This window comes from Actinoplanes sp. NPDC051633 (assembly GCF_040681735.1).
Taxonomy (GTDB): domain Bacteria; phylum Actinomycetota; class Actinomycetes; order Mycobacteriales; family Micromonosporaceae; genus Actinoplanes.
In genome coordinates this window covers 1-10,174 of the sequence record NZ_JBFAZH010000154.1, presented here as the reverse complement: position 1 = coordinate 10,174, position 10,174 = coordinate 1, and the positions used below count along the sequence as shown (strand labels likewise).

Here is a 10,174-nt window from a genome sequence, read left to right as displayed (position 1 = left end):
AACCTGGTGCGCGCGGGGTCAAAGCAGCATTGCCGTGGAACAGGAAGGCCTCCCGGTTGTGGAGACTGGTTCCTAGACAGCGCCACTCCACAACCGAAGGCCTGGACATCACACCTGATATGTATGTGCCGACATTACGATCCCAGCCGCATTTCTAAACTGATATCTGCTTGCGCAGGGTGTCCTCGATTTCTTGTCGTGACTCAGCACCACTAGCGTTTTCCTCGGAAGGATCGATTGCTTTGCCGCAAAGCTCTAAATAGGTTGTTGCTCCTTCCGTTGCGTCCGGCATCAAGAGCCGCACAGCGCTCCTCGCTCGATACGCATCGGACCAGGCGGATTGGACCTTCGCTTGCACCTCCCTTGACCGCTTGAGGCGGTACGATTGGCTCTCAGTCGAGGGATGGTCGACCTCGGAGCTGGACATGTCTCGCAACTCAAGTTGCCAGTTGTGTTCCGACGACACCGCTTGCGCCAGCTGGCTTGCGGCGGCCAGGAACTCGACCGACCATTTCAGTTTCTCTTCGCGAAGTTTGTTCGCCTTCGCCAACTTCAGATCAACGACATACTTGCCAGCGATACCGAGAACAACGCCGAGTAGGGTCCAGAACACAGCCATGGACTCAGCCTGAGCCGAAGCCGTTCGCGCGTCCGCAGTTCAACAGGTAGTCCTCCCGGTGAGGGATCCTCAACCTCGTGCTCTTCCCAGCACATCTGTCGCTCTGCCCGTCTGCCTTAGGCGCCGTCCGTTGACGGTAGGCGGTGGCGCCCAGGGGTGGAAGTGCAGGTAGTGGTCGTCGACGACCCTGGCTACTGTCCGCTCGGACCACGGTCGCCCGAGGCCGCGGTGATTGTCCTCGAGTGTCTGAACGACACCGGAGTAGTTCTGCCGGTCTTGACTGCTCCGGTTGACGACGGTTCCCGGTGGGTGGTCACTGGAGATCATGACGGCGGTGGCAGGAAGGCTGGCGGCGCGGGTCGAGGCGGCCTGGCTCGATCGCGGTGACGGCCTTCGCCGCTGGTACGTAGTTCAAGTGGGAAATACCGTCGCATACCTGCGCAGCCTCGATAACGTGTCCGGCCACCTCGCCGCGCACGGGCTGGCCGGCCGCGATCTTCAACCGCTCGATGACGGGCTGCCCGGCGATGAGGACGGCTGCGAATGAGCTCGCCGACCGCTGCGCCGATCGTGCTGATCTCGCCGATGCTCGCCACTCTCGGTCCGCTGCCGGAAGGGCCGGGCTGGGCGTACGAGTTCAAGTGGGACGGCGTCCGCGCGGTGGTCTACACCAACGGATCCGGACTGCAGGTGGTCAGCCGCAACGACCGCGACATCACCACCGGCTACCCGGAGCTCGCCGAACTCGAGCAGCTGACCGAGGGCCGCCGGTTGATCCTCGACGGCGAACTGGTGGCCTTGGACGAGCACAACCGGCCCTCGTTCTCCCGCCTGCAGCAACGGATGCACATCACCGAGCCCGCGCCGGAGCTAGTCGCGTCCGTCCCAGTCATCTACCACGTGTTCGACGTCCTCGACATGGACAGCCGCCCGCTGCTGAGCGCCAGCTACGAGCAGCGCCGCCAACTGCTCGCCGGGCTCGGCCTGGCCGGTGCTGCGGTGCGGGTGCCGCCGCACTTCACCGGTGTGCCGCCGGACACCGTGGTCGCGGCCGCGCAGGCCTACGGGCTGGAAGGCGTGATGGGCAAACGGCTCGCCTCGTCGTACCAGCCGGGCCGCCGCTCCCGAGATTGGATCAAAACGCCGTTCAACCCGACGCAGGAAGTGGTCATCGTCGGATACAAACCCGGCGAGGGCCGCCGCACCGGCACGATCGGCTCCCTCGTACTCGCAGTCCACGGCGGCGACGGCGCTCTGCTGTTCGCCGGCGGCGTCGGAACCGGCTTCACCGCGGCCATGCTGCACGACCTGCAGCAGCGGTTGCGTCCGCTGGCCCGCACGACGCCACCGTTGGCCGGGGTGCCGCGGCCGCACGCTCGCGGGGTCCGCTGGGTGGAGCCGAGCCTGGTCGGTGAGGTCGCCTACCGCAATTGGACACCGGACGGCCGCCTGCGGCACCCATCCTGGCGGGGGCTGCGTCCCGACAAAACGCCGGCCGACGCCGTCCGCGTCTCCGCTCCACTGCCGGAGCCGGAGGTGGTCGAGGCAGCGATGCAGACACCGGACGGGCAATGGCGGGTGGAGATCGTGCGTCGCGGCGCCAGCAGCTGGTACCGCATCGTGCACGGCGACGATCACCTCGACTGGCTCTCCCTCGACCAGGTCGAAACGATTCTCGAGAAGGCGCGCGTCGACCGCCAGACCCTCGTCCAGGTTGACCCGGTCTCCAATCCTGCGGCCGCGCGTCGTGCTGATCCGACCGCGAGCTGACCGACGGCAGTCGGCGGTCCCCGAGCAGGGCGGACGGACGACAACCGCGTACGAAGATCCGCCGTCAACGGGGCGGCTACGGCCTGCGCTTCCTCTGGCTCGTCATCTGCGCCCAGTCCGACAACTCCGGCGGGACAGCAGCGAGCATCCGGCGGAGCATGACACGGGCGTCTGCCTCGTCGTCGAAGTAGTGCACGGCTTCGGGGCCGTCGCCGCCGCCCTGGCGGCCTTTCACCTGCCAGCCGGTCTCGGTCCGGATCAGGTACACGTCGCGCCGGGCACGCTGGTACCGCCGGTTGAACCAGTGCTCCACCTGCTCGGCCATGCCCGCCAACATAGAACAAGTGTTCTGTCGGCGTGTTGACCTGCGCAAACTTCAGGGTTGTCGTTTTTGATCAGTGGTCCTGGCCGTCAGCGGACGGGTACGAGCTGTGTCGTAGGCGGGGCCGGTCGGCGGAGCAATACGGCATGACTGGATCACCATCCGCACTCCCCGAGTCGGCCACCCGACGCACCAGCACAACGGGCTGTGACCCGTCCATCGGGTTGCTCGTTCGAGGCACCACGGTTTGAGCGTTGATCCGCTGGGGGTACCAGCCGCGCGGAGGTGATCGTCATGAAATTCGTGGTCAAAAAGACCAGCAACGGCGAGTTCCGATTCAACCTGGTGGCCAGCAACGGCCAGATCGTCGCCACCAGCGAGTCATACAAGGCAAAAGCGTCGGCGCTGAACACCATCGAGTCGATCCAGAAGAACGCCGGCGGCGCGTCGATCGACGACCAAACCAGCGCCTAGCCCACCCCGGCACATGCGCGTTTTGCCCTCGCCGTGACTCAAGTCTCCGGCGAGGGCGGTACGCGTATTGGTCTGTCTCACCTGCTTTCAGCGCGTCGTTGCTGCGGCCGTACGCGCAACTCATCCGCATCACTGGGGCCGGATCGCTCAGGCCATCTCGCACAGCGCATGGAGGCCGAGCGACAGCAGCGTGGCGGGGAACTGATCCATCATGGAAGCCGGTTGCACGCCCGGCGCTTCGGTGTCGACCAGGGCAAGCCAGGTCGCCACGACAGGATCGGACGAGAACCGTTCGAGGCTGCGATGTCCTGGTGCGGGCACGAGGTGACCCGCGATGCGCAGCAGCGCACCGAGGTCACGCACCTGCCGGTCAGCGGCGTCGTCCAGTTCGTGACGCCACAGCGTCAACATCTCGACCGCCTCGTCGATCGACCGGGGTGGGTCGGGCGGAGGAGGCAGCCGCCGCTCTGTCACCCAGTCGACGACCTCCCGGGCGCTGATCGTGCTCGGCTCCGTTCCCCTGCTGCGGGCCAGGCCGTAGACCAGTAACGCGCTCGCCTGCAGCATGAGCTGAGGAAGCGGTATCCGCCGACCCAAATCGATGACCGGATGCTGCGGGCTAAGCCATCCGGCGGCGTGCCGGACGGCGCTACCCCACCCGCCGGTGTCGCCGGCCGCGATCTTCTCGGCAAACGCGACCGTGGGCAGCATTCGGGCATTCGACCAGCCGCCGCCGAGCCAGGTCAATGCCGACAACGGGCACGGCGCCTTCTGGTAAACCTCGGTCGAGCGCCACTCGTTTCCATGGGAAGCCGACTTTTCGCTTCAGTCTCGATACGAGCTACTACTAGTGATCGCAACAAGAGAGCTCGCGTGCGCCTCGGGATCCGCGCTGAGCAAATACTTCCTGGCGCCAACGCGCGAGTGGTTCAAGCATGCTGACGGCGCTCCTGGTCGGGTGTTCTGCTGTTCCTCTCCTCCAGGAGCGCCGCTGGCATGGTCAAGTCGCACGGCCGCATCCGGTCTATTTCGGGCTGAGAGCGATCGCCGGGTCGAAGGCCAGGGCCTCCTGCTGCGCCGCGGTCAGCGCGAAGGCGCCGTTCTTGTCGGCGGAGAGGCCGACGGCCAGCCAGGTGCCGTCCATGCGTAGGACGTGCACCATCCGGATCGCCGAGGCCCCGCTGCCGGTCACAGCGGTGCGGTAGCGTTCGCCGTGCGGTCCGGTGCCGGTCAGGTCGCCGGCCGTGCCCGGGTCGCGGCGGTGCATCTCCACCGTCAGCCGGCTGGTCACCTTGGCCAGGGTGATCCGGCCCTGGGTCCAGTAGTCGTCCTGGGTGTTCTTGCCGGGGTCGTCGAAGAAGCCGTTGCCCACGCCGCCACCGCCGTAGGCCTGGATGCCCGGTGCCTCCCGGTCCAGCGCTGCGAACACCTTGCTGTTGATCCGAATGCGGCTCGCGTCGTTGTCGTACCGGAATGGGTCCTCGGCCACCGTGGCCACGGCCGGGTCCAGCGCCAGAGCGGTCAGCTGCGCGATGGTGAGCGGCGGCTTCTCATCAGCGCCGTGGATGTCGATGATGAGCACGCGGCCGTCCGGACGTTGCATGAACATGCTGTGCGTCAGGGTGGGCGGCCGCTGCTTGCCATTGGCCGGGTTGCGCGCACTGAGCGTCATGATCTTCTCACCGCCCGGTCCGGTCGTCATGACGCAGCCGTTCTTGACCAGGTCGGCGGTGCAGGGACCGACCTCACCCCAGTCCGGCGGCGAGAACTGCACGACGAGCTCGCCGGTCCCCGCGTCCGAGCGCACCCCGCCCTGCCCCATCCAGCTGTCCGGCTCATAGCCGCGGGTGGTGATCCCGGAGTTCCAGCTGATCCACCGCAGGCCCGGCGCCACCCGGTCGATCGCCTCGAAGATCGCCGTGTCGAGCCGGGTGAACGCCTTCCCCCGCTGCTGCGGCGGTGGTGGCGTGGGCACGGCCGGGACGGACGGGGTCGGCGCCACCGGCAGCTGAGCGTCGGGCCGGCCGGTCGCGGCGACCGCTCCGACGGTGATCGCGCCCACCGCGACGGCCGCCGCGACGACCACCCCGACCCGGCGCAGCCGGACCAGGCGTCGCTGCCGTCCGATGATCTGGTCCACGTCGATCGACGTCGGCGGGATCTTGCCCACCGCGTCCTGGAACACCGTCCGGTAGCTCACGCGCCCTCTCCGTTTCTCGAGACGTTGCCCAGCGCCTCCGCGCGAAGGCTCTCCAGGCCGCGGGCCGCCTGGCTCTTCACCGTTCCGGTGCTGATCCCCAGCGCCCGCGCGGTCTCCTCGACCGACAGATCGCAGTAGAAGCGCAGCACGACCACCGCCCGCCGCCGGGCGGGCAGCCGGGTCAGCAGATCCAGCAGCACCTCCCGGTCGGCCAGGGCCGACTGCGGCGGGTTGAGGTCGGCCTGGTCGGGCACGTCGTCGGTGACCCGTTCGCGCCGCCACGGCCGGCGTTGCTCGTCCAGCCAGGCGTTGGTCAGCATCCCCCGCACGTACGCGTCCACGTGCCCCACCGCCCGCACCCGCGGCCAGTGCCGGTAGAGCTTTCCGACGGTGATGGAGACCAGGTCATCGGCCGTGTGCCAGTCCCGGCAGAGCAGGTAGGCGGTCACCCGCAGCGGCTCGAGCCGGGCGGTCACGAACTGCCGGTACTCGTCCTCGTCGACCCGGTTCACAACACTCGCCTCATACCAGGTAAACGAAACCAAGGGCCATTCAGGTTGCCCGGCACAGAGCGAACGGGGCGTTCGGGTGGAGCCCGTCGCAACCCTCGACAGGCCCGCGCGCCGGATGATCCCGCTGTGCCGAATGCCCCGGCGCTCCATGACCGCTCGCGAGGCGCGGATATCGTCACCCCTGCCCGGCCGGCGGCAGGTAACCACGCTCCATCAAAGCGGGGGAAGCTCACGTTGCCTCTCTTCGGGTCATGTGAGTCAATGCAACGGATGCGGCTATCTACACGACAGCCGATGTGTCAGGAGCCGTCGGCCGGTAGCCGCGAGCGCAGGTTCCGCCGCGGTTGGTAGTAACTCGTCAGCCGCTTGTGAGGTCGATGCCGCGATCGGCGAAGAACCTGACGGGGTCAACGGCGTTGGACGCCGTGGCCGGCCGCCGGATGTGCGCCTCCAGATGCAGATGTGGGCCGGACGAATGCCCGCTGCTGCCCGCGAGCCCGATCGGCTGTCCCACCGCGACCTGCTGCCCCACGACGACCGGCGGCCGGCGCATCATGTGGCAATAGCGCGTGACGGTGGCGTCAGGGTGCAGGAGTTCCACATACCAGCCGCAGCCCAGCACGCTGGTCGGGTTCCCGTCCACGTCACACGACAGCGCTGTCCCGTCGCGGCGGTGCGCGTTGCACACCACGGTGATCACCAGGCCGGCAGCGGCGGCGCGGACTATCGTGCCCTTCGCGGCGATGAGATCCACGCCGTCGTGGCCCGGCCTGTCTGCGCTGCGGAACCCGGACACGACGCCGCCCGGTACCGGCTTCAGCCATCCGGCTGTGGCATTGCACGGCATCACCGCGGTATCGGTGCTGTTCCGGAGCGCGAGTGTGACCAATGCTGTCGCGTCGAGTTCCCATTTTGCGTAGGCGCCGGGGTAGGCCGATCGCTGCACGGCTTGCGCCGCCACGGTCAGCGGCATCCCCTGCCAGCCGGCGACCGCGGCGAGCCGGCGGTAGAACGCGCCGGCCGCGTATCGGGGGTCGAGTAGCTGCGCCGGTGTTCCCCATCCTTGACTGGGGCGCTGCTGGAACATGCCGAGCGAGTCGTGGTCGTTGCGGTCGCCCAGGTGACCCAAATTGCGCAGCCGTGACTCCTGCAGGGCTGTCGCGACCGCAATCACCCAGCCGCGGACGGGGATCAGCCGTTGCTCGCCGACCGTGACGATGATGCGCGCGTTCGTCTGCTGTTCCGCGTCGTACTGGCCGGTGGCAGTGGTGGAGGTGATGGTCGGGCAGGCGGAGGCGGCACCGGTGAGCATGACCAGCCCACCGACGCCGAGGAGCACCACGCTCAGAAGCGCCGCGCCCGCCGCGGCGAGTGTCCGACCGGTCATGGCAGATCCTGGGTTTCAATGCGGCTCACAATGGTGTCCTTTCAGGATTCGTGGGTTCGCCACGGAAGGAGGCGCGCTGCGGTCAGCGGCGCGGGTGAGATCTCGGTGAGGTCGCCGACCGCCTTGAGCGCACCGATCCGGACGATCAAGGAGGTGGGCGAGTCGAGGTGACCGCAGGCGCGCGTGCGCCAGATCCACTGCGGCGGATCCACGGCACCTGGCGCGTGGATGCCGGGCTTGCCGGCGAATTGGGCGGTCGCGCTGTCCAGGTCGGCCTCGAGGTCGTTCCATGGCAGATTGTCGGCCAGCGTTAGCGCGCGGCACGCCGGGTGACGTGCGCTCGCAACACCACTGCATCAGGCTGTATGGCGGTGGGGTGCAGGCGAGCTCGCTGGCGCGGCGCGGCGCGGCGCAGTGCGGCGGCGGGCGGCCCTGTGCAGCCACACCACATAGGTGAATACTCCGAAGCCGCCGTAGACCACCGCGTCCCTGCAGGTGCGTCCGACAGCACTGGCGACTCGGCCACTGGCGGCATCGCACTGGCCTGTGGTGCCACCGTGTTGGGAGCGTCAGCGATCGGGTGGCTCCCCCGCCACCGCCGTTTGTCGTCCTCCGCGAGCGGGCATTCGTTGCTCATGACCCCAGCGCTCTGGATCGGCGTCTGTATCGCCCTACTGGCGGGTATCGTTGGCGTGCCCCTAGCCCTCGGAATGTTCCGTAAGCGCGATCGCTGATCCGCCGCCAGAACACGAGCTTGGCTGCTCATGGACTGGCTGCTGCGAAAGCTGGTGGTCGATCGCGGCCGAGCCGTCTCGTTGAAGAACCTGCTCGACGCGTCGAACGCCAAGAGCCGCGATATCAGGTTCCACGAACAGCTAGTAGCGATGAAGGCAACCGCCACCGAGCGCTGCAGTCGGCGGCGACGCTCCAGGCTTACATCGCCCTCAGCGCTGGCCAGCTCATCCGGTGTGGCGTCAGCCTGCAGGTCGCGGAGTACGGATACGCGATCTTCCGATACCGCGTCCCGCCGACGGACTGCTGGTAGCCGTAGTAGCTGCTCCTCGCCGCGTCGGCCCAGCTGGCAAACAGAACCGCGTTCCCGCGGAGATTGACATCGGATTGATCATCGGGGCACCGGGCGCAAATCGCTCGTTGCGATAGTCGTCGACCGCTGGGCGAGCGTGACGGTGCTCAGGCCGGGCCCGGTAAACCCGAAAGATGCTCGCTGGACACCGGTCAGCTTTCGGGGTCCTCGGCGAGCTCGGGGCGGTGGGCGCGGATCCACGCCTCAACGTCGTCCGCGAGCCAGATCTGGCCGGCTTTCAGCACGACATACGGCTCGGGGAAACCGCGCCGGGACACGATCTGCGAGGCGCGCGCTCGGGTCACGCCGAGGCGCTCCTGGATCTCCGCCGTACCCCACAGTCGTAGCTTCTCCGGCATGCATTAACCGTATGTACGGCCAGACTATACGATCGTAGATTGCTGATCGTAGAGCACGATAATCGTTGTAGATGTGATGATAGTCGTATAGTGTCCCACCACAGCGTTGTCACCGTCACGCCGTAAGCGCGATGAGTCCACCAGATCGACAGGTGAGTGCCGGAAGGGAGAACCGTGTACGAGCACCTTCCTGCCGAGCACCCGCCAGCGCGTCCGGGTTGGGAGTGCCGCAGTTGCGGTAGGGACTGGCCGTGCGATCCGGCGCGGGAGCGACTGCGCAACGAGTACGCGGACTATCCGACGGTCACAGCGCTGTACCTCAGCATCCAGCAGCACGACTACCTGGACGACACTCCGAACTACTCGCTCGACGAGCTGTACGAGCGCTTCTTCGCCTGGGCACGCTGACAACAACAGGCGTCGGACATGCGGGAGGCCGCGGGGGAACGATCGGCTCTCTGCCTCAGGCAAGCTACGGCAGCGGACTCCCGTACACCGGCCCCGACGGTCAGCCGTGACCATCGTGCACTCGCCGATCTCATTGCTCGGCGGCGGCGTTTCCGCAGTCGCACCGAAGCGGCCCCTTCCTGAAGGCGGCCGCTGACTTCCTCAGTCAGGTGTCTGCGTCGGCTCGGCGACGCGCCCAGATTCCGTCACGTCGCCCAGTGTCGCCGCGAGTCGGCCCGGCAATCGCCTTCCCCACTGCGTCGGCAGTTGACCGGATCGCCGCTCTCGGGCGGGCGCAGGGCGTATCGGTGATCAGACGGAGGGGCCTGACCTGCGATGGCGTGTCGGAGGTCAGGCTTTGGTCCGCACCGCCGGCGACAGCGGCCTGGCACCGGACGCGCTCGCCTGGCTCGGGAGCCTGTCCCCTACACGATGCGACGACTCTGCCGCTGAGCCGCCGAATCACATGCCTGGCGAAGCGGTTCTACCCCGGTTGAGGTCACATACGGGTCCTCGCATGAACGCCTCACGCCGCACTGATCAGGGCTTCGTCCTCAAAAGGCCCGAGGTGATGCGGCCATTGACCGGCACGCCCCGCTGACCGTGGGAGGCGTTGGCGCCGACGGTCAGCTCTCCGGGTCCTCAGCGCGCGGGCGCCAACTCGTCCGGCGCCACTCGTTCACCTGGTCGACGGACCACACCGCGAGGCCACCGGGCCACTCGTCGAAGGGGTCCGGGAAGCCCTTGCGCCGGGAGATCGCGTAGGCACGCTGCCGGGTGACGCCGAGCAGGTCGGCGAGGTCTCCGGTCGTGTAGAGCTTTCCCTTCAGGCCCACGTGATCAAGGTAAGAACGCCTGGAGTTGTCTGAAGGAGTTTCCCTAAGTAGTTACATACGACAACCCAGCGTGTAATCTCGGGACCGACGGCGGCGCTGAAGGACCCTGTCGCGCCCTAGCCGTCGCCGTGTCGGCAGCGTTGGCACGGCGACGGCTAGGGCGC

The 10,174-nt window shown here is 67.5% G+C and carries 13 protein-coding genes; 4 read left to right on the top strand and 9 right to left on the bottom strand.

Annotated features, from left to right (window positions below; all coding sequences use genetic code 11):
- Window positions 1–154: 154 nt before the first annotated feature.
- On the bottom strand, window positions 155–619 hold the full coding sequence (locus AB0M20_RS11875) for a hypothetical protein (RefSeq protein ID WP_364297148.1): 465 nt from the start codon (window positions 617–619) through the stop codon (window positions 155–157).
- Window positions 620–944: 325 nt separating this feature from the next.
- On the opposite strand from AB0M20_RS11875, the gene AB0M20_RS11870 reads away from it, so the two are divergent.
- On the top strand, window positions 945–1,166 hold the full coding sequence (locus tag AB0M20_RS11870; RefSeq protein WP_364297146.1) for a hypothetical protein: 222 nt from the start codon (window positions 945–947) through the stop codon (window positions 1,164–1,166).
- Window positions 1,163–2,389, top strand: coding sequence for a non-homologous end-joining DNA ligase (ligD, locus tag AB0M20_RS11865; RefSeq protein ID WP_364297144.1), 1,227 nt, complete (start codon window positions 1,163–1,165; stop codon window positions 2,387–2,389). Before AB0M20_RS11870 ends, ligD begins: the two co-directional genes overlap by 4 nt.
- Before the next feature lie 76 nt (window positions 2,390–2,465).
- On the opposite strand, the gene AB0M20_RS11860 is transcribed toward ligD, so the two are convergent.
- Complete coding sequence (locus tag AB0M20_RS11860) at window positions 2,466–2,714, bottom strand: hypothetical protein (RefSeq protein ID WP_364297142.1); 249 nt, start codon at window positions 2,712–2,714, stop codon at window positions 2,466–2,468.
- Between the two features lie 291 nt (window positions 2,715–3,005).
- Here AB0M20_RS11860 and AB0M20_RS11855 point away from each other — a divergent pair, with 291 nt between their 5' ends.
- Window positions 3,006–3,185: a DUF1508 domain-containing protein gene (locus AB0M20_RS11855; RefSeq protein ID WP_364297140.1), complete on the top strand. Its 180-nt coding sequence runs from the start codon at window positions 3,006–3,008 to the stop codon at window positions 3,183–3,185.
- 147 nt (window positions 3,186–3,332) lie between these two features.
- Here the strand turns inward: AB0M20_RS11855 and AB0M20_RS11850 are convergent, their stop codons facing one another.
- From AB0M20_RS11850 to AB0M20_RS11825, 6 genes are all read right to left on the bottom strand, one after another.
- The gene (locus tag AB0M20_RS11850) at window positions 3,333–3,941 is read right to left on the bottom strand and encodes a hypothetical protein (protein ID WP_364297138.1); all 609 of its coding nucleotides are present in this window, start codon (window positions 3,939–3,941) and stop codon (window positions 3,333–3,335) included.
- A 268-nt stretch (window positions 3,942–4,209) separates the two neighbouring features.
- Window positions 4,210–5,385, bottom strand: a complete 1,176-nt coding sequence (locus tag AB0M20_RS11845; RefSeq protein ID WP_364297136.1) for a hypothetical protein — start codon at window positions 5,383–5,385, stop codon at window positions 4,210–4,212.
- On the bottom strand, window positions 5,382–5,897 hold the full coding sequence (locus AB0M20_RS11840) for a SigE family RNA polymerase sigma factor (protein ID WP_364297134.1): 516 nt from the start codon (window positions 5,895–5,897) through the stop codon (window positions 5,382–5,384). The genes AB0M20_RS11845 and AB0M20_RS11840 overlap by 4 nt, the downstream gene beginning before the upstream one ends.
- A 358-nt stretch (window positions 5,898–6,255) precedes the next feature.
- Complete coding sequence (locus AB0M20_RS11835) at window positions 6,256–7,239, bottom strand: M23 family metallopeptidase (RefSeq protein ID WP_364297132.1); 984 nt, start codon at window positions 7,237–7,239, stop codon at window positions 6,256–6,258.
- A gap of 86 nt (window positions 7,240–7,325) precedes the next feature.
- Window positions 7,326–7,496: a hypothetical protein gene (locus tag AB0M20_RS11830; protein WP_364297130.1), complete on the bottom strand. Its 171-nt coding sequence runs from the start codon at window positions 7,494–7,496 to the stop codon at window positions 7,326–7,328.
- Between the two features lie 1,024 nt (window positions 7,497–8,520).
- Window positions 8,521–8,727, bottom strand: coding sequence for a DNA-binding protein (locus tag AB0M20_RS11825; protein WP_364297128.1), 207 nt, complete (start codon window positions 8,725–8,727; stop codon window positions 8,521–8,523).
- A 174-nt stretch (window positions 8,728–8,901) separates the two neighbouring features.
- Here AB0M20_RS11825 and AB0M20_RS11820 point away from each other — a divergent pair, with 174 nt between their 5' ends.
- Window positions 8,902–9,135 carry a hypothetical protein gene (locus AB0M20_RS11820; RefSeq protein ID WP_364297126.1) on the top strand — a complete coding sequence of 78 codons (234 nt, stop codon included), beginning with the start codon at window positions 8,902–8,904 and terminating at the stop codon, window positions 9,133–9,135.
- A gap of 665 nt (window positions 9,136–9,800) precedes the next feature.
- On the opposite strand, the gene AB0M20_RS11815 is transcribed toward AB0M20_RS11820, so the two are convergent.
- The gene (locus AB0M20_RS11815) at window positions 9,801–10,010 is read right to left on the bottom strand and encodes a DNA-binding protein (RefSeq protein WP_364297124.1); all 210 of its coding nucleotides are present in this window, start codon (window positions 10,008–10,010) and stop codon (window positions 9,801–9,803) included.
- Window positions 10,011–10,174: the final 164 nt, after the last annotated feature.

Bases quoted from the DNA above. Each gene is read 5' to 3' on its own strand.
- AB0M20_RS11875 (WP_364297148.1), bottom strand. From the start codon at position 619: ATGGCTGTGTTCTGGACCCTACTCGGCGTTGTTCTCGGTATCGCTGGC.
- AB0M20_RS11870 (WP_364297146.1), top strand. From the start codon at position 945: ATGACGGCGGTGGCAGGAAGGCTGGCGGCGCGGGTCGAGGCGGCCTGG.
- ligD (WP_364297144.1), top strand. From the start codon at position 1,163: ATGAGCTCGCCGACCGCTGCGCCGATCGTGCTGATCTCGCCGATGCTC.
- AB0M20_RS11860 (WP_364297142.1), bottom strand. From the start codon at position 2,714: ATGGCCGAGCAGGTGGAGCACTGGTTCAACCGGCGGTACCAGCGTGCC.
- AB0M20_RS11855 (WP_364297140.1), top strand. From the start codon at position 3,006: ATGAAATTCGTGGTCAAAAAGACCAGCAACGGCGAGTTCCGATTCAAC.
- AB0M20_RS11825 (WP_364297128.1), bottom strand. From the start codon at position 8,727: ATGCCGGAGAAGCTACGACTGTGGGGTACGGCGGAGATCCAGGAGCGC.